The organism is Acidovorax sp., assembly GCF_046294525.1.
GTDB lineage: Bacteria > Pseudomonadota > Gammaproteobacteria > Burkholderiales > Burkholderiaceae_C > Acidovorax.
The window spans coordinates 88,683-107,211 of the sequence record NZ_JBKBKQ010000011.1 but is presented as its reverse complement, the minus strand read 5'-3'; the positions used below and the strand labels follow the sequence as shown (position 1 = coordinate 107,211).

The 18,529-nt window shown below is 66.1% G+C and carries 14 protein-coding genes and 1 tRNA gene; 1 reads left to right on the top strand and 14 read right to left on the bottom strand.

From position 1 onward, the window contains the following. Positions 1-157 precede the first annotated feature (157 nt). From ACK4HJ_RS12310 to ACK4HJ_RS12300, 3 genes are all read right to left on the bottom strand, one after another. Positions 158-3,097 (bottom strand): DUF4132 domain-containing protein, encoded by a 2,940-nt coding sequence (locus ACK4HJ_RS12310; protein ID WP_409831755.1) that lies wholly within the window; start codon positions 3,095-3,097, stop codon positions 158-160. A 9-nt stretch (positions 3,098-3,106) separates the two neighbouring features. Then, positions 3,107-3,562, bottom strand: a complete 456-nt coding sequence (locus ACK4HJ_RS12305) for a hypothetical protein (protein ID WP_409831753.1) — start codon at positions 3,560-3,562, stop codon at positions 3,107-3,109. Positions 3,563-3,701: 139 nt separating this feature from the next. After that, a complete protein-coding gene (locus tag ACK4HJ_RS12300; RefSeq protein ID WP_409831750.1) occupies positions 3,702-4,781 on the bottom strand; it encodes a GlxA family transcriptional regulator in 1,080 nt (359 codons plus the stop codon). Positions 4,782-4,891: 110 nt separating this feature from the next. On the opposite strand from ACK4HJ_RS12300, the gene ACK4HJ_RS12295 reads away from it, so the two are divergent. Further along, positions 4,892-6,238 carry an amidohydrolase gene (locus ACK4HJ_RS12295; protein WP_409831748.1) on the top strand — a complete coding sequence of 449 codons (1,347 nt, stop codon included), beginning with the start codon at positions 4,892-4,894 and terminating at the stop codon, positions 6,236-6,238. Between the two features lie 34 nt (positions 6,239-6,272). On the opposite strand, the gene ACK4HJ_RS12290 is transcribed toward ACK4HJ_RS12295, so the two are convergent. The 11 genes from ACK4HJ_RS12290 to ACK4HJ_RS12240 all read right to left on the bottom strand — a co-directional run bounded on the left by ACK4HJ_RS12290 (position 6,273) and on the right by ACK4HJ_RS12240 (position 18,286). Next, entirely contained in the window at positions 6,273-7,991 is a 1,719-nt protein-coding gene (locus tag ACK4HJ_RS12290) for an NAD(P)/FAD-dependent oxidoreductase (protein WP_409831746.1), read from the bottom strand. A gap of 170 nt (positions 7,992-8,161) precedes the next feature. Continuing rightward, positions 8,162-9,262, bottom strand: coding sequence for a YbhN family protein (locus ACK4HJ_RS12285; RefSeq protein ID WP_409831744.1), 1,101 nt, complete (start codon positions 9,260-9,262; stop codon positions 8,162-8,164). 58 nt (positions 9,263-9,320) lie between these two features. Then, complete coding sequence (gene clsB / locus ACK4HJ_RS12280; RefSeq protein ID WP_409831741.1) at positions 9,321-10,640, bottom strand: cardiolipin synthase ClsB; 1,320 nt, start codon at positions 10,638-10,640, stop codon at positions 9,321-9,323. Then, positions 10,637-11,440 carry an endonuclease/exonuclease/phosphatase family protein gene (locus ACK4HJ_RS12275; RefSeq protein ID WP_409831738.1) on the bottom strand — a complete coding sequence of 268 codons (804 nt, stop codon included), beginning with the start codon at positions 11,438-11,440 and terminating at the stop codon, positions 10,637-10,639. Before ACK4HJ_RS12275 ends, clsB begins: the two co-directional genes overlap by 4 nt. Before the next feature lie 199 nt (positions 11,441-11,639). Continuing rightward, positions 11,640-12,557: a cysteine synthase A gene (cysK, locus tag ACK4HJ_RS12270; RefSeq protein WP_409831735.1), complete on the bottom strand. Its 918-nt coding sequence runs from the start codon at positions 12,555-12,557 to the stop codon at positions 11,640-11,642. Between the two features lie 117 nt (positions 12,558-12,674). Continuing rightward, positions 12,675-13,742 carry an RNA 3'-terminal phosphate cyclase gene (gene rtcA, locus ACK4HJ_RS12265; protein ID WP_409831733.1) on the bottom strand — a complete coding sequence of 356 codons (1,068 nt, stop codon included), beginning with the start codon at positions 13,740-13,742 and terminating at the stop codon, positions 12,675-12,677. Beyond that, positions 13,739-14,569, bottom strand: a complete 831-nt coding sequence (locus tag ACK4HJ_RS12260; RefSeq protein WP_409831731.1) for a nucleotidyltransferase domain-containing protein — start codon at positions 14,567-14,569, stop codon at positions 13,739-13,741. The genes rtcA and ACK4HJ_RS12260 overlap by 4 nt, the downstream gene beginning before the upstream one ends. 195 nt (positions 14,570-14,764) lie before the next feature. Then, positions 14,765-15,988 carry an RtcB family protein gene (locus tag ACK4HJ_RS12255; RefSeq protein ID WP_409831729.1) on the bottom strand — a complete coding sequence of 408 codons (1,224 nt, stop codon included), beginning with the start codon at positions 15,986-15,988 and terminating at the stop codon, positions 14,765-14,767. 28 nt (positions 15,989-16,016) lie between these two features. Next, a complete protein-coding gene (locus ACK4HJ_RS12250; protein ID WP_409831726.1) occupies positions 16,017-16,757 on the bottom strand; it encodes a hypothetical protein in 741 nt (246 codons plus the stop codon). A 27-nt stretch (positions 16,758-16,784) separates the two neighbouring features. Further along, complete coding sequence (locus ACK4HJ_RS12245) at positions 16,785-17,927, bottom strand: slipin family protein (RefSeq protein ID WP_409831849.1); 1,143 nt, start codon at positions 17,925-17,927, stop codon at positions 16,785-16,787. 286 nt (positions 17,928-18,213) lie between these two features. Further along, a tRNA-OTHER gene (locus tag ACK4HJ_RS12240) sits at positions 18,214-18,286 on the bottom strand. Positions 18,287-18,529: the final 243 nt, after the last annotated feature.

The window sequence follows — 18,529 nt, the reverse complement described above, 5'->3', positions numbered from 1 at the left end:
GGAACGCCTCACACAACCGCCGCAGGGTTTGTACTCTGCGGCGGTTTGCTTTTTGGGGCTGCTCGGTCGGGCAGGCTGCCCACTGCCGAAAGTCTGCGAAACGACGGGTATCTTCCTCGCCCAAGTTTCCCGGGCTTTCAGAGTTCAGACCCAGCGCTCAGACCTGGCCCGCCCGGCCTTCGATCTGCGCCAGGATGCTGGGGTCCTTGATTTTGTCGTCTGCACTGAGCAGCAGCAGCTTGGACAACACCTCGCTGGTGCGTTGGTCATCGTCGACAAAGGGCAAAGCCACGGTTTTCTGGGAAGCCTTGTCGGCCGGCACGATGCACAGGTATCCGGCTGGCATCACGTGAATCACCGCAGTGCCCAGGTGCAAGCGGTAGCTCGCACGCTTGCCCTGGATGATGGCGTGGTGTCCCTCGACGCTGACGTTCTTTAAACCCAGGCTGGGGAGCAGGGCGCTGACCAGGGCCACCCGAGCTTGTTGCACCTCGGCGGAATGTTCATCGCTGTCGGCGGCGCCTGCGGTGATCACCAGGTCGAGGTCGCGCATGGCCTCGGAGAAGCCCAGCGCCGGGGCCTCCTGCAGCGCCATGCGTTCACCCTTGCGGCTGAACGCAATCTCGCCCAGCACCGTGGCCTCTTCCTCGGTCAGGAAGTGGTGGACATCGGGCAAAGACAGCTCGACAGCGATGTCGGGCGTCAGGCGCTTGCGGGCCGTGCAATCGCCTTCGCTGCCATCGACCCGCCAACCCCGGGCCGACAGGATCGCGCCCAGCACCGTGGTTCTGACGCGGCGCCCCTCGAAGCGGCGTGACAGGTCATGCGCCTCGCGCTCGGCGGGCGTCAACACATAGCATTCACGAAACGCCTGCTTGAACGGTTGCACCAGCGACGACTGCACCGCGTGCCGCTGGCACGCAATCAAGCGACCCGTCGCCAGCATCGAATGGACGTGGGCGATGGTCAGGGGCTGCTCCACCGGCAGGGGCGCCTCGGCCAAGCGGCCCTCCGCGTCCAGCAGCCGCAGTTGGGTCAGGCTGTCGTCCAGCAGACCCAGTTCGCCGCCGGGTGTTTGCAGGTAGAGCGCTTTCAGCAGATGCCGGGCCATGGGAAGGTTGGATAGCTCCCGAAGCTGGTCTGGCGAAAGTGTTCGTCCACTGACCATGAGGTTTTCCAGGGCGATGCGGTAGCGCTTGCTTTGGTCCTTGAGCAGGTCGAGCTGCGCCAGCAGCGGTGCCAGGCCGGGGTCTTTCTTGAGCGCAGGCGGCAGGCTCTTCAAGGCCTTTCCAGCCTTGACCACCTTCAGTTGCGGCTGGAACCGGGCCAGGCTCAACTCCACGGTGTACTCATCTTGCTGCCAGGTCCAGTCCTGGGCGGTGTAGGCGCTGGCGTCGAGTGACCATTCCATTTCGGTCACGTCTGCAAAACCGGCGTTGTGCGCCAGTTGCACCAGCGCTGCGGCGGCGGCATCACGCACATTGGCCGTGCGCTCGGAGCCATACATCTTCGATGCTTGCTTGCCCGCATCTTTGAAAAATTGAAAGCGCTCGCGCAGGTCTGCCGTATCCCGAATTGGCACCATGCCCCAGACGCGAATGTGCTCCTGGGAGAGCTTGCCCAGCATGCCCGCCAGCTTCTTGTCTTCCACGCCCTGCACCGCGTTGATGCGATTCACGGTGACTTTCAGGTGCTTGTACTTCTTGTGCCATGCCAGAAGCAGTTCACCGTACTTGCCCGCGCGCTGGAGGTGTTCCTTCATCAGCGCCACATCGAAATACGCGTTCGCATCGGCCCGCTCGCACTCGCGCATGAAGCGGTACAGCGGCGCGGCGCTGCCCCAGCCCAGAGCCTCCAGCACTTCGTCGGCCTGGGCGCGGCAGTGGCGCAGCAACTGCAGCAGAACCTCGGGGGTGAACTGGCGCAACTCCGCCACCAGCTCTGCAGATTCCGCTGCACCCAGGGTTTGCACATTGCAGATCAGTTTCAAGGCCCGTGCGGCGGGTCGATCCGCATCGTCCTGCACCAACCCGAGGATGGGTGGCGGCGACGGCATCTGCGCCAGAAGGCGTGCGCCTGCGACCACGAACCGGATGCCACTCAGGCTTCGTTCGGTGAGGTGATCGTATTCCACGCCCCAATGGTCTGCGAGTTTGCCGAGTGAGCCGATGGCTTCGGCCAGTGGTTTGGTGCAGTGGCCGTACACCCAGTCCAGCGCCTCGGTTCTGAAATCATTCAGGAGTTCGTCCTCCTGCCGCACGCACGTGCCTACCACCCGCGCACCGCGCGGCCACTCCACTTCGAACAGGCGTTGGACCCATGCAGAGGTGAGAGGGCCGAAGCGCGCGTACGGGTGTGCCAGGTCATCCGCAAAGTCGGTCAGGCCGAAAAACTCGGAGGTGCGCATCCGGCCTTTGCAGTCGCCGTCTTCCACCTGCGGTGGTGGTTGGAACTGCTCGTCCACCCAGGTGTCGCAGGAGTGCTCCATCAAATCCAGCAAGGCGTCCAACTGGGCGCGCGAGGACTGCATTTCGCACAGCAGTCGGCCCAGCGTGTCGGGGGCGGGCTCCAGAAAAGGATGGAAGCTGCGGGTCAAGGCTTTATTGAGTTCCGCGAGCCGGTGGTCCCTGTACGGCTCTTCAGTCTGAGCGCGAATCCGCTTGCGCTCTGCGTCCAGCCAACGCGGTGCGGCGCATTCGGTGGGGTCGGCGGGATGGCGCAATTGATGACGCAAGCGTTCCAACGCGAGATGGCCGGTGTACTCGCGCCCCCACTTCTTGATGGCCTCCGTCAGCAGATCGCTCACGTCGCGCGCGAAGCCCCACACACTGTCTGCGCGCGCGCGCATGTTGGGGATGCTTTCATGCAGCACCGGGAACATGAAGAAATCTGCCAGGTGCTGTTCGGCCTCGTCGCCGAACTCTTTGTGCAGTGCAGTGCAGAACGGTGAATCCTCATCGCCTTTGCGAATGGCGCGCTCGTCGTCATCCAGGCGGCGGCCTGCGTCCTTGGTCGCTTGCACGTAGCCCAACAACCAGGCCTCGAAACGTTGAATTCTGGCGTGCTGCGCGGCACTCGCCTTCCACTGCTCACTCATAAGTTCCTTTTATCCGCCAACCAGCGGACGCAATCTCAAAAAAACGGCGTGCGAGCTGTCTGTCAGGTTCAGCTCGGCATGCGATCGGTACAACATGCCATCGACCACCATCTGGAACTCGCCCGCCTCGAACGCGGCAAGGGCCCGTTGGATCTCGGCATGCTCGTGCACCGCCAACTCCGGCTCGCTGGCAGGCTCAGGTGGCCGGCGCAAGGCCACGCGCCCCTGCGCAAGGCCCTCGTCGATCAAGGCCTGTGTCAGCGTGGGTGCAGGGGGCTCGGTCAGTGCCGGTGCGGCCGCACTGGCGCGCGCAATGCGCTGCAAGGCCAGGTGGGACCGCACGCTGAGGGCAATCAGCTCACGGGTCGAGATCGACGGGCTCTCCATCTGAAACGCCACCTGGCCTTGGTGCAGGCCGGGGCTTTGGCGTTCAGCGATCTCACAGTTCAACAACAAGTGGGGCATGGTGGTGGGCTTCGTCTGCAGAGGCGCAGGTCGTGCCCAAATTCTAGAAGTGGGGAATGGCGCAGGGCTGGACAATTTGTCAACCGCTTGATGCCACGGAAGTACCCGATAACGGCGCTTGTGTCGTTGCTCGCTGTGATCACCGGACTTCCACCCGCCATCGCCGCCGTGGCGCCCGCAGCGCATGGCGCTTGCGGTATTCGGCGGGCGCCATGCCGACGTAGCGCACAAAGATGCGGCGGAACGCAGCCGGGTCGGCATAGCCGCACGCTACGGCAATGCTGGGCACGCTCTCCAGCGTCACCTCCAGCAGCACCTTGGCGCGCGCGCAGCGCAGGCCGTGCAGGTGGTCCAGCGGCGACAGCGACAGCTCTTGCTGGAAGTGGCGCAGCAGGGTGCGCGGGCTCACCGATGCGGCTGCGGCCAGCGTGCGCAGGCAATAGGGCTGGTCCAGGTGCTCCTCCATCCATGCCATCGCGCGGGCCAGCGTGCTGTCGCGCGTGGCGGGGATGTGCTGCTGCGCGTTGGCCTGCAGTGCCGCGCGTGTGCGCTCCGGGTCGGGCACCAGCACGCTCGCGCAGGCCTCTGCCAGCGTGGGACCCAGCGTGTGGCGTACCAGGGTCACGGCCAGATCGCTCACGTGGGCGGGCATGGCGCCGCTGATCCACAGGCCGTCTTCCGACACGGCCTGCCCCGGCGTGAAACCGATGTCGGGAAAGTCGCGCTCGAACCCCGCCACGTAGAACCACGGCAGGCACACCTGGCGGCCCGATAGCCGGCCGCTGTGCGCTGCGAGCCAGGCCGCGTTGCCCAGCGTGAGCACGGGCCGCCCGCTGTCCAGCACTTGCCCCACCTGGCGCGACATGGCTTGGTTGCGCCCCGCCACCGCGCGGATGGCCGGGATGTCGGCCGCATGGAAGGACGGGAGGAACAGTGCGCAGGCGCGTATGTCGACGGTGGGTGCCGCTGCGGCTTGGACGCTGCCGCCGGTATAGGCCGCCAACGGGCCGGGGAGCGCGGGCAGCGGAACACCGTAGGCATCCAGCAGGCGCCAGGCCAGACGTGGCGCCTGCGCGCCCAGGCGCAGGCGGGCCAGCAGGTTGGCGCCGCGCAGCAGATCAATGAACTGCATCGCGTGGCCCGCAGCCGACTCGGGCAGCAGCGGAATATCGACCAAAAAAACCGGGGTGGTCACCAATGGGACAGGGGTGGAAGACATGGCGATATTGGCTCGATGGATGGCCATTTTCGCTTGTCATCGACCGGTCATCGGCTTTTAGCATGGCTGTGCCTTTCGGCTTCCCTTCACACTCTTCCACGGATTTGCCCATGCACAAACCCTTCTCCGCCATCGCGGTTGCCGCTGGTCTCGTCGCCAGCGGGCTGGCCACCTTTGCCTCTTCCGCCCAGGCCCAGGCGCTGGACGCCGCCGGCCTCCAAGTCATCGACGCGGCCGTAAACGCCGTCGCACCCAAGGTGGTCAACTGGCGCCGCGACATCCACGCCCACCCCGAACTCTCGGGTCAGGAAGTGCGCACCGCCAAGCTGGTGGCCGACCACCTGAAGAAGCTGGGCATGGAGGTGCAGACCAACGTCGGCGGCACCGGCGTGGTGGGCACGCTCAAGGGCGGCTTGCCGGGCAAGGTGGTGGCCTTGCGCGCCGACATGGACGCGCTGCCCGTGCCGGAGAACACCGGTCTGCCGTTTGCCAGCAAGGCCAAGGCCAACTACCTGGGCAAGGAAGTGCCCGTGATGCACGCCTGCGGGCACGACGCCCATGTGGCCATGCTGATGGGCGCGGCAGAGGCGCTGTCCAGCATGAAGGCGCAACTGCCTGGCACCATCAAGTTCATCTTCCAGCCCGCCGAAGAGGGCGCGCCGGTGGAGCCCGACGCCAACGGCAAGGTACCCAGCTTTGGCGCCAAGGCCATGGTGGAAGAGGGCGCGCTGAAAGACGTGCAGGCCATCTACGGTTTGCACGTCACCGCCAACCTGCCATCGGGCGTGGTGGGATACCGCAGCGGCCCGCTGATGGCGGGCTCGGACAACATCCGCATCGAGGTGGAAGGACGCGGCGGCCACGGCTCGTCGCCCTGGAACGCGGTCGACCCCATCGTGGCTGCCAGCCAAGTGGTGCTGGGCTTGCAGACGGTGGTGAGCCGCCAGCTCAACATCAGCCAGGAGCCGGCCGTCATCACCATCGGCCAGATTCAGGGCGGCACGCGCTACAACATCATTCCCGACAGCGTGGAGATGCTCGGCACGCTGCGCACCTTTGACGAAGGCATGCGCCAGGAGGCCCTGAAGCGCATCACCACCACGGCCGAGTCGATCGCCGCGTCGAGCGGCGCCAAGGCCAAGGTGCGGTTTGGCCCGGTGGCTTACCCCGTCACCACCAATCCCGCCGAGCTGACGGCGGCATCGCTGCCCGCGCTTAAGCTGGCCTCTGGTGGCAAGGCCATGATCATCCCCAAGGTCAGCGGCTCGGAAGACTTCTCGGAGTTCCAGAAGGTGGCGCCCGGCTTCTTCTACTTTTTGGGCGCCCCACCCAAGGGCAAGGACTTCAAGACCGCGCCCTCCAACCACTCGCCGCTGTTCGACATCGACGAAGACCAGTTGCCCGTGGGCGCGCGCACGCTGGCGGCGCTGGCGGTGGACTTTTTGCAGCGCAAGTGAGCAGGCACGCTGGCCTGCTCCGCAACGGGACAGATCAGCCCGCCACGCCGAGCAGGCTGCGTGCCACAGCCTCGCCCACCTTGATGCCATCCACGCCCGCCGACAGAATGCCGCCCGCATAGCTTGCGCCTTCGCCCGCCGGGTACAGGCCCGGCGTGTTCAGGCTTTGCAGGTTGTCGCCGCGTCCGATCTTGAGCGGTGACGAGGTGCGCGTCTCCACGCCCGTCAGCACCGCGTCGTGCATGTCAAAGCCCTTGATCTTGCGGCCGAACACGGGCAGTGCCTCGCGCAGCGCCTCGATGGCGTAGCCGGGCAGGGCGGCATGCAAATCGCCCAGGGCCACGCCGGGCTTGTACGAGGGCTCCACGCTGCCCAGCTGGGTCGAAGGCTTGCCCGCGATGAACTCGCCCACCAGCTGGCCCGGCGCACTGTAGTCGCGCCCGCCCAGCACAAAGGCGTTGGATTCGAGCTGGCGCTGCAGCACGCTGCCCGACAGGGGGTGGAACTGCCCGGCGGGCAGGGCCTCCACGCCGTAGGTCTGGCCCAGGTGGGTTTCAAACGCCTGCGCGTGCTGCGGGTAGTCGCGGGGGTCGATGCCCACCACCATGCCCGCGTTGGCATTGCGCTCGTTGCGCGAATACTGGCTCATGCCGTTGGTCACCACGCGGTTGGGCTCGCTGGTGGCGGCCACCACGGTGCCACCGGGGCACATGCAGAAGCTGTACACCGCGCGCCCGTTGGCGGCGTGGTGCACCAGCTTGTAGTCGGCCGCGCCCAGCAGCGGGTGACCGGCGTGGCGGCCCCAGCGGGCGCGGTCGATCACGCCCTGCGGGTGCTCAATGCGGAAACCGATGGAAAACGGCTTGGCCTCCATGGCCACGCCGCGTTGGTACAGCATGGCAAAGGTGTCGCGCGAACTGTGGCCCAGCGCCATCACCACGTGGTCGGCACGCAGCTCGGTGGTCTCGCCCGTGGCCTGGTTCAGCACCTTCAGGCCGCGCAGGTGGCGGGCTTCACCGGTGCCTTCGATGATCACGTCCGTCACGCGCTGCTCAAAGCGGATCTCGCCGCCCAGCGCAATGATCTGCTCGCGCAGGTTCTCCACCACCTTCACCAGCTTGAAGGTGCCGATGTGCGGGTGGGCGACGTACAAAATCTCTTCGGGCGCACCGGCTTTGACGAACTCGTTCATCACTTTGCGGCCCAGGTGGCGCGGGTCCTTGATCTGGCTGTATAGCTTGCCGTCGCTGAACGTGCCTGCGCCGCCTTCGCCAAACTGCACGTTGCTTTCGGCATGCAGCTCGCGCTTGCGCCACAGTCCCCAGGTGTCTTTGGTGCGCTCGCGCACGGTCTTGCCGCGCTCCAGCACGATGGGCTTGAAGCCCATTTGCGCCAGCACCAGCGCGGCGAAGATGCCGCAGGGGCCGAAGCCCACCACGACGGGGCGCAAGGGCAAGTCGGCAGGCGCCTGGCCCACGGGGTGCCAAGCCATGTCGGGCGTGGGCTGGATGTGTGGGTTGCTCGCAAACTGGGCGAGCAGCGCGGCTTCGCATTCGGGCTGGGCCAGCGTGATGTCCACGATGTACACCGCCAGCAGGTCGGCCTTGCGCGCATCGAAGCTGCGCTTGAAGACGTGCAGGTGAGCGATGTCGGCGTCGGAGATGCCCAGGATTTGGGTGACAGCAGCGCGCAGGGGCGCCTCGGGGGCTTCGGCGGCGGTGAAGGGCAGCCGGATTTCGGAGAGTCGGATCATGTGCTTGCGGGCCCGTGTCGATCGGGCGAAGGGCAGTGGCGTGGGGCCAAGATGATACGGGGTGGCGCATTCCGGCGGAACCCGGGGGCTTGAAAGGGCGCTTCGGAGTGTGCAGGAAGGCACTCCATTTGATATCAAATTGATAGCTATTAGCGCTTGATGGATAAGCGCTATAGGCCATTTTTGCCCAAATTTCCCTGGGCGGGGGGCTCGTCGGGGCCATCACCGGCCGTCTGCTGGCGCCAGCGCACCTCGGCCACGCCAAACGCCACTGCAGCCAGCACCAGCGGCCCAAAGTAGTACAGCGCCCGATAGGCCAGCAGCGCGGCCAGCACTTCTTCCTGCCCCAGCGCGGCGGTGGCCAGCAGCGCCACGCCCACGGCCTCCAGCACGCCCAGGCCGGCGGGTACGCGCAGCACCAGCCCGGCCACGGCGCCCAGCAGCACGGTGGCCAGCGCGGCCGGGTAGCTGACCTGGCCCTGCAGCACCGTCCACAGCGCGGCGCCCATCAGCATCCAGTTGGCGGCCGATATGCCCACCTGCCACAGGGCCACCGGCCAGTGCGGCAATGGAAATGCGTGGCCGTGCAACGTCAGCGGGCGGCCCCCGCGCACAGCGCACAGCACCACATAGGCCAGCGGCACGCAGGCCAGCAGGCTGCCACCCAAGTGCCACTGCCACGGCTGCACGGCCCACCCGGCGACGGGCGGTGGTTGCCACACCCAGACCAGGCCGCCCGCCAGCAGCAGGTAGCCCACCCAGTTGGTCAGAATGCTGGTGCCCACCACCTGGCCGATGGTGCCCGGGTCCACGCCCTGGCGGTCGTACAGCCGGTACCGCACGCCCAGGCCGCCGATGAGTGAGCCCAGGTTCAGCGTGAAGGGGTAGCTCGTCATCGCAATGGCCAGAGTGCGGGCACGCGAAAGGCGGTGGCCGATGCAGTGGCGGCCGATCAAGTCAAAGGTGCCATAGGTGCAGTGGCTGGCCAGTGCCAGCACGCCCGCAACGGCCAGCACGCTGGCAGGCAGGGCCTGCAGCGCCTGCCACACTGCGGGCCAGTCCACGGTGCGCGCTTGGCGCACGATGAGCGTTGCCACCACGGCAAAAAAAGCAGCGGCCATGCCGCGGGTAAGCCAGGGCCACCAGGGGCGCTGGGGGATGCCGCGCCAACCCCGGGCGGTGGGTACGCCAGCCTCACCGCGTTCAGCAATGCGGGATGACGTGCCACCCGTGCTTGCGGTGGCCGGGTGCGTGCGTGTGGTGGCAGCCATATGCAAAAAAAAGTCGGCAGGTAGAGCACGGGCTGCATCGCGCGAGCGCTTGCCTTGCTCAGGCGGCCACTCCGGGCCCGTGGCCATCAGGGCTGCGGGGCGGGCCGTCGCTGCGGGACGTGGCAGCGGTCGCGTCCTTGGGCGCGTCAGGCGGGTTGACCACCGTAATGGCCGGCTTGTGGCGTGGCAGCCAGCCCGCCCAGGTGGGGAACCAGCGCATCAGGTGGAACAGCACATAGCTGCGCGCAAGACGCAGGCCATCCAGCCAGCCGGGCGGCGTGGCCTCGATCTGGCGGCAGCTGTGTTTCATCAGGCGGCCCAGGCGGCCGTGCAGGTGCGCGTTGAAGGCGCGGTCGCGGATGATGACGTTGGCCTCCAGGTTCAGCGACAGGCTCAGCGGGTCGAGGTTGCTGGAGCCCACGGTGGACCATTCATCGTCCACCAGCGCCACCTTGCCGTGCAGCGGGCGGTCGCAGTACTCATAAATGCGCACGCCTGCACGCAGCAGGTGGTCGTACAGCATGCTGGCGGCCGTCTTCACGATGGGCATGTCCGGCTGGCCCTGAAGAATGAGCCGCACGTCCACGCCGCGCCGCGCCGCGCGCCGCATTTCGCGGATGAATCGGTAGCCGGGGAAGAAATACGCGTTGGCAATCACCACCCGCTCGCGCGCTGCGCGCAGGGCCACGCGGTAGTGGCGCTCGATGTCGTTGGTGTGCACGTCGTTGTCGCGCGTGACAAAAATCGCATCGGCGTTGCCCGCGTGTTGCGGCGCGTTCTGCAGATCCGCCCTCTGCGGGGCCTGCCGCCGCCGCATGCGCTGCTGGCGCCGACGTTCGGGCGGACTGAGCACGGCGTCCAGCGCAAACTGGCGCATCTGCGCGACGATGGGGCCGCGCACGGCCACCGAATAGTCCTGCTTGGCCTCGGGACCAAAGTCAGCCACATGGTCGGCTGAATAGTTTATGCCGCCGATAAAGCCCAGCGTGCCGTCCACCACCACGATCTTGCGGTGCATGCGGCGCAGCAGGTTCAACTGCTGGCCCAACACCCGGTGGCCCGGGTCAAAAATGCGAAAGCGCACGCCGGCTTCCACCAGTTGCCCAATGAACTCCTCCGGCAAGGTGGGCGACCCGAAGCCGTCCACAAGCACGTCCACTTGCGCCCCGCGCCGCGCTGCCGACAACAAGGCTGCGTGCAGTTGCTGGCCGATCTTGTCATCGAACAGGATGAAGGTCTCCAGCACCACCTCGCGCTGCGCGTTGGCGATGGCCTCGAACACGCGAGGAAAGAACTCCTCGCCATTCTCCAGCAACTCAAAGTGGTTGCCCGGCACCCAGCGGGAAGAGCGCGGTGCGCGGAAATGGGGTCGTCTCATAGCATGATCTCCGCAGCCAACGGCGCGTGGTCCGAGAGCTTGTCCCACGGCTTTTTGGGCAGTTGCAGGGGCGAATGCACGGCTGCGTTGCGCACATAGATGCGGTCCAGCGCCAGCAGCGGCATGGACGCCGGAAAGGTGCGCACCGCGCGCCCGCAGGCCTGCACGAACACCTCGTGCAAACCCACCTCACGCCGCAGTACATCGTGCGCGCGGTGGCGCCAGTCATTGAAGTCCCCGGCGAGCACCACAGGCTCGTCGGCAGGAAAGGTGCGCACAAGGTCGCACACACGCCGCACCTGCTGCTGCCGGTGCGATTCCTGCAAGCCCAGGTGCACACAGATGGCATGGACTGGCAGATGGTGGCCTGGCGGCTGCAGCACGCAATGCAGCATGCCGCGCCGCTCCGGTCCGCTGATGGAGATGTCGTGGTTCTCGTAGTGCGTGATCGGAAACTTGGACAGCAGCGCGTTGCCGTGGTCGCCGTTGTCATACACGGCGTTGCGGCCATAGGCGTACTGCGACCAAATCGTGTCGGCCAGAAACTCGTAGTGCGGCACCTGCGGAAAGTTGGCAAACCGGCTGGCATGTCGGTGGTGCGATCCCAGCACCTCCTGCAGAAAAACCAGGTCCGCAGCCACCTCCCGCACCGCATCGCGCAGTTCATGCAGCATGAACCGCCTGTTAAAGGTTGTGAACCCCTTATGCACGTTAACGGTGAGCACCTTGAACGCGATGGGTTCGGCGTCGGTAGCGACGGTCGCGGAAGGGTTCTGGGCGGCGGTGGCGGTGGAGGCCATAGGCATTCAGCAATCGTTGTGTAGATGACCCGAGCAACCGCCGGGGCGGTCCAGGGGATGAAACGATTGTTGAGGCCACACCGGGTGGCCGCTGTAGGACGGCTGGCCGTGGTTTTGTGCTGTCGGGGACGAAAAAAAGCGGGGCCCCTGGGCCCCGCTGTCGATGAGCGTGTTGGCCGTGCGCGGCCACGCTGGTGGGTTACGCGGGCAGAAAGCCTTCCACCGACAAGTAGCGCTCGCCCGTGTCGTAGTTGAAACCCAGTACCTTGGCCCCCGCGGGCAGCTCGGGAAGTTTTTGCGCAATGGCGGCCAGCGTGGCGCCGGACGAGATACCCACCAGCAGGCCCTCTTCGCGTGCGGCCCGGCGCGCAAACTCGCGCGCGGGCTCCGCATCGACCTGAATCACACCGTCGAGCAGGCTGGTGTCCAGGTTCTTGGGGATGAAGCCCGCCCCAATGCCCTGGATGGGGTGGGGCGAAGGCTGCCCGCCCGAGATCACCGGCGAGGCCGAGGGCTCCACCGCGAACACCTTGAGCTGGGGGAACTTCGCCTTCAGCACCTGGGCCACACCCGTGATGTGGCCGCCCGTGCCCACGCCGGTGATCAGCACATCGATGCCATCGGGGAAGTCCGCCAGGATCTCCTGCGCCGTGGTACGCACGTGGATGTCGATGTTGGCGGGGTTCTCGAACTGCTGGGGAATCCACGAGCCGGGCGTCTGGGCCTGCAGCTCCTGCGCGCGGGCGATAGCGCCCTTCATGCCCTTTTCGCGCGGCGTCAGGTCGAACTGCGCGCCATAGGCCAGCATCAGGCGGCGGCGCTCAATGCTCATGCTGTCGGGCATCACGAGGATCAGCTTGTAGCCCTTGACGGCGGCCACCAGCGCCAGCCCAATGCCGGTGTTGCCGCTGGTGGGCTCGATGATGGTGCCGCCGGGCTTCAGCGCGCCGGATTTTTCGGCGTCTTCCACCATCGACAGCGCGATGCGGTCCTTGATGGAGCCGCCCGGGTTGCTGCGCTCGGACTTCACCCACACATTGGCGCCCGCGCCAAACAGGCGGTTGATGCGCACGTGGGGCGTGTTGCCAATGGTCTGCAGAATGTTTTCAACTTTCATGGCGTCTCCTGTGAAGGCAAGGTGGAAAGGGAAAAGAGGGCATTCTGAACCAGTTGTTCTACAGCCCCGGCCATATGGATATAGCCAGGGTGTGGGCTTGCAAAGCGCCTGATGCAATCAGCCGGCAGGCCGGATTTCTACCTGCATCGCGCGCTCCACCGGTGTGATCAACACCTGCACCGGCAGCCCCAGCGCGATCGTCTGCGCGTTGGTGGCCGTGTGCGGCGTCACCTCGGTGCAGGTGTACCGTGCCGCCTGGCCGCTCTGCCACACCGCCAGGGCCAGCGGCAGCATCCACTGGTCCGCCAGGTGCGGGCCCAACGCGCCGGTGCTGCGCTGGTACGCGCGGATCTCCTCCGCCAGCCGCTTGGCCACCTGCTCGGCCGACAGGCTGCGCTTGCCCAGCTGGCAGAACACCTCGGTGATATGCGCGTACTCCAGCGTGGCGATCAGCGCATTGCCCGGCCCCTCGTTCTGGCGCGCGGCTGCCTGGCGCAGCTGGCCCGCCTCAAAGGTCCAGCCCATGCGCTGGCCCAGGGTCTCCAGTTCGCGGTGGGCGATGTTGCGGGCCAGGCCGGGCACCAGGGCCTCGGCCCAGCCGTTTGTCAGCGGGCCGCGCTCCAGCACATCGACCGGCGCCAGCGGCCGGGCGGCGGGGGTGATGTGCGCCACCAGCTCGCCACCCCCGGCAGGGAAGAAGCCGCGGCGCTTGAGCTGCAGATCCAGCCCCACGCCCAGGCGCCGTACCAGCGGCGCGAACGCCCGCTCCAGAAAGTCGTACGGCGGCGCCAGGGGGTTGTGCGTGCCGCCCAGAAGCTCGACGCGGCTCTCCCCTGGCGCCAGCATCAACGCAGGCAGTACGGTCTGCAGCACCAGCAGGCAGCTGCCCGCCGTGGCAATCTGAAAACGGTACTCGCCCGCGCGCACCGCGCCGGGCACAAACTGCAGCGTCTGCGAGCCCAACTCGGCCCCCACGGCCTGCCCGCCGCACACGGCCACGGCCGCCTGTACGCAGGCCAGGTGCTGGCGCATCAGCCCCGGCTTGGGCCGCCCGGCGCGGATGCGCGTGATGTGCAGGGGCCGTCCAGTGACCATGGACAGGGCCAGCCCCGTGCGCAGGATCTGGCCGCCGCCTTCGCCGGTGGAGCCATCAAGGGTGAGGGGAACTGCGGTCGCTTCCATCATGGCGACACCTCTGCGGTTGCGCGGGCGTCATAGCGCAGCACCGTGTCCTGCAGCAGCGCATCCAGCGCGGCATGCCCCGGCACGGGTAGCGGCTGCACGAGCTCGGCCGCGTTGCGTGCCAGCTCGGTTTCGATGAACGCATGGATGCCGGGCCAGCGCGGGCTGGTCGCAGCCTCACCCGCGCGCATCTTCACCTCCAGCAGGGTGTTGATTTCAGCGACCAGCGCCGCATCCTGCACCGGGTGTAGCGTGTGCTGGGCCAGCTCGGCAAAGCGCATGGGCGGCACGCCGGGCTGGGTGCGTATCCAGCGCGCGGCCAGCAGCGGGCGCAGCACGTACAGGTACTTCTTGTACCGCACTTCATCAGCCTGCAGGTGTTCGCGGAAGTTCTTCTTCGCCATCGACGCGTAGTGGTGCCAGCCCTTGGCGTTGGAGAACACCTGCTGCGCGAGCGCACGGAACCGCGCCATGGTTTCCGCCTCTTCGCGGTAGACGATGGGCGAGCCCAGCCATTCGAGCAGCGTGGGGTTGGACTCGCGCAGCAGGGCCAGGGCCTTGCGCAGGTCCCAGCCATTGATGTCGAGGTCGCCGCTGATGGGCACCTCGATCACGTCGCGGCCCGGCGCCACGGTCAGGTACCAGTGCAGGCGATTCACGTAGATGAAGCGCACGTCGTAGTCGCTGTCGGGCGAGGCAAAGCCCCAGCCGCGGCTGCCGGATTCACAGGCGAAGAGCACCGTCACGTCGTGCCGGGCTTCGATATCGTGCAGTGCCTCCAGCACCTGCGTGCGCATGTGGGGCTCCACCGGGTGGGCGGAGCGCAGCATTTCTTGTTGTTCTGTTGTATGCATAAAAATAGGCTGTAGCGCTTGATGGATAAGCGTGAGAAGCTATCAAAAATGTAGTAATTTACGCAGTCCTTCGCAACTGGCGCGGCCCAGGCGAGAGACGCCAAGCAAGGGCAGCCCCGCAGCGAGGGCGTCGTCCCCCTTGGGGGGAAGCCGCGCAGCGGCTCAGGGGAGCTACCCTTTTACACAGACCAACTGCTTGAGCGTGTACACCACCTCCACCAGGTCCTGCTGTGCCGCCATCACCGCATCGATGTCCTTGTACGCCATCGGGATCTCATCGATCACGTCGGCGTCCTTTCGGCATTCCACGCCTTCGGTCGCCTTGATATGGTCTTCCACGGTGAACAGCTTCTTGGCCTTGGTGCGGCTCATGGTGCGCCCTGCGCCGTGGCTGCAGCTATTGAAGCTCTCGGGGTTGCCTTTTCCGCGCACGATGAAGCTTTTGGCCCCCATGCTCCCCGGGATGATCCCCAGCTTGCCTTGCTCGGCACTCACCGCGCCCTTGCGGGTCACGAACACGTCTTGCCCGAAGTGCGTCTCGCGCTGCACGTAGTTGTGGTGGCAGTTCACCGCCTCCACGTGGGTCTCGAACGGCTTGGTGATGACCTTGCGCAGCGCGGCAATCACACGGCCCATCATCACTTCGCGGTTGGCGGCAGCAAACTTTTGCGCCCACCCTACGGCCTTCACGTAGTCGCCGAAGTACTGCGCGCCTTCCTCGAAATACGCCAGGTCCTTGTCGGGCAGGTTGCGCTGGTTCATCTCGGCGTCCTTCTTGGCCAGCTCGATGAAGTGGGTGCCGATGGCGTTCCCCACCCCGCGCGAGCCCGAGTGCAGCATCACCCACACGGACTGGTGTTCGTCCAGGCAGATCTCGATGAAGTGGTTACCCGTTCCCAGCGTCCCCAGGTGCTTGTAGTTGTTCGTGTTCTTGATGCGCGGGTGCGCTTCGCAAATCTCGTCGAACTCATCCACCAGCGCGGCCCAGGCGCGGTCGGTTTCGGCGGGCGGCGTATCCCAGCTTCCCTTGTCGCGGCCAAAGCGCTTGGGGGTCATCCCCACGGGCACGGCGCGCTCGATGGCGGCGCGCACGCCGGACAGGTTGTCCGGCAGGTCGCTGGCCGTGAGCGTGGTCTTGCACGCCATCATTCCGCACCCCAGGTCCACCCCCACCGCGGCGGGGATGATGGCCTTGAGCGTGGGCACCACCGAGCCGATGGTCGCGCCGATTCCCAGATGCACGTCGGGCATCACCGCCACGTGCTTGAACACGATGGGCAGTCGCGCAATGTTGCGCAGCTGGTTTTTGGCGTCTTCTTCCACGGGCACGCCGTTCGTCCACATCTTCACGGGCACGCCGTTCGGGATTTCGAGTTGTTCGTAGGTTTTGCTCATCTCGTTTTTCTTTCTTCTTGATCGTTGTTCATTGGACCATTCCGCGGGCGGCGGCCTGGGCGTAGTCTTTCAGTTCATCGTCGTCTTTCACGTTGCGGATGAAGGCGTCCAGGTGGGCCTGCAGCTCTTCGTATCTCTTCAGCCGCGCCCCCTCGTGCCCGATCCCGTGCAAGGCCGAGACCTGCGCTTCACGCCAGGGCAGGGCCAGCATCTCGCAGAACACCTGCCACATCGCGTCGCGCCACTGTGGGATGTGCTTGGCGTTCCAGAACGACGGCCACACGTCAAACCACATGTAGCTCACGAAGTAGAGGCGGTCGCTTCGGCTTCCGATGGCGCTCTGCTGGGTGCTCAAGCGCGGGCCTAGGCAGTCGCGCCACAAGGAGGGCAAGGCCCGCACCATGCGCATTGCGTCGGCCAGGGGCACGGAGGGGTCGTTCACCATGTGCGGGATGTTGCCTGCGTTGTTGCTCATCACATGGTTCAGTCCCATCCCCACCTGCTCGTCGCTGTAGGGCGCCAGGTCGGTGCCCGCGTTGGCGAACAAAACGGTCTGGATGTGCGTCCATTGCAGCGGCGTGGCGTCGAACTCGGGCTCGTCGATGTTCCAGTACCACTCCTGCCCGCTTTTCTCAGGCACGGGGCGGTCGAAAAGGTAGCGTACGGCCGCGCCGTAAACCGCCGGGTCCAGTCGCACGGACTCGCAACTCACTGGGGTGGTTTCCCGGCCCAGGCGCCTTTCGCGTGCAGTCAGTTTCTTCACTTTCATCATGCTCGTCTCTTTGTCTGTGGATGCTCAGCGCATCTTCACCAGGCCATTCAGCACCTGGTCCAGGCCGCCGAACACCGAGATCTTGTCGATTCGCTCGGCCACACGTTCCAGCGTCTCCAGCTCCTTCATGCGCAGGGCGACGGGGTTGTCCTCCATCACCTTGGCGGTGTTGAGCAGCGAGCGCGTGGCGGCGGTTTCCTCGCGGCGGCGGATCACGTTGGCTTCGGCCTGCTTCTGGGCTTGCACCACCTGGGTCAGGATGGTCTTCATCTCGCCGGGCAGCACGATGTCCTTCACGCCCACGCTCTCCAGCTGCATGCCGTAAGGCAACAGCTTGGCGGCCATGTGTGCAGTCACCACCTCGTCGATCACCGTCTTGTTCTCCAGCAGCTCATCGAGCGTGCGGGTGCCCACGGCGGCGCGCAGCGCAAACTGCAGCTCGCGGTACAGGTGGTCGGCAGGCTTCTGCAACTGGGCAAAGGCGCGCAGCACATCGGTGTAGCGGTAGGTGGCGCTCAGGTTCAGGCGCAGGCTCACCTTGTCACGGGTCATGATGTCCTGGCCCGATACCTCCACGGCTTGCAGGCGCAGGTCCACCAGCTCCACAGCGACAGTGCGGCCGTACTTCCAGAAGGCGTAGGTGCCCGCGGTCAGCAGGCGCTCCACCTTGCCGTCCACCGTCAGCAGTGCGCACTGGCCTTGCGGCACTTGCACCTGCAGCACGCCATTCAGGCCCGTGACCGCGCGCTGGCGCAGTTGGGTCTGCGTCAGGCGGGCCACCAGGTCGGCGGGCAGCTCGGCGCCGTTGCGCAGGTCCACGACCTGCACGGTCACCTCCACCAGGCCTTTCCAGTACAGGCGGCGCGTGCCAGGGGGCAGGACCTCCACCAGCACGCCGTTCTCGCTGCGCAGGCCCACCTCGGTTTCCGAGAGGTTCACTTGCACGAATTCGGCGGCCACGACGGCAGGCTCCTGCGCCATCAGGTACTCGGCCAAGCCGTGGGTGAAGGCGGGTTGCTCCAGCGCGAAGGTCTCCACGCGGAGCTGGTCGGTGCCTGCAAACAGCCAGTAGGTGCCGCTGTGCAGCACGCGCTCGAAGCTGCCATTGCGCAGCAGCAGGGCGCGTTCGTTCTTCTTGACGGTGGTGCGTTGGAACAGTTTCAGCAACATCTCTTTTTCCTCTCTCTCTTCTTCGTTGTCGTATCGGGTGGCCGTTACAGCGATGGCGGGGTGCCAGGGGGCGCAGCCTGGGCCGTGCAGTGCGCCGTGGTTGCGCCTCATCCCAAAGGGAAGGGCGACAGCGCGGCTGGCTGCGGGCGCGGGCTGTGCCGGGTGCTGGCACAAACCGCCACCGGCTGACGGGGTGAATCCCTTGCAGTCGCTGCGCAACCTCGGGGCCTCTCCCCGCGTTCGGCGGGTGGTCTTTCGACCGGTACTTCCAATCAAGGTCTTGCGACCGTGGGCAGGAATCGAACCTGCGACAACCGCCTTTCGGCGGGGCTCTACCAGACTGAGCTACCAGTGGTGGCACGCCTGGAGTTGAACCAGACACTTCCTTTCGGAGTGATCACCACGACCGTGCCGCTACCCAGCGTTGGCGATGTGCGGCATGCAGGACATCGACAGAACCCGAAGGCCCCGGATGCCCGGCACCGGTGGGGCGAACGGCTGTCCTAACCCCGGCCTGTGAGCGATCACCGCTTGCGCTGGATGCTTCTTCTATTGCCAGATGCGTGCCAGCTTGCAATGCGAGGTTTCGGGTGAGCGCA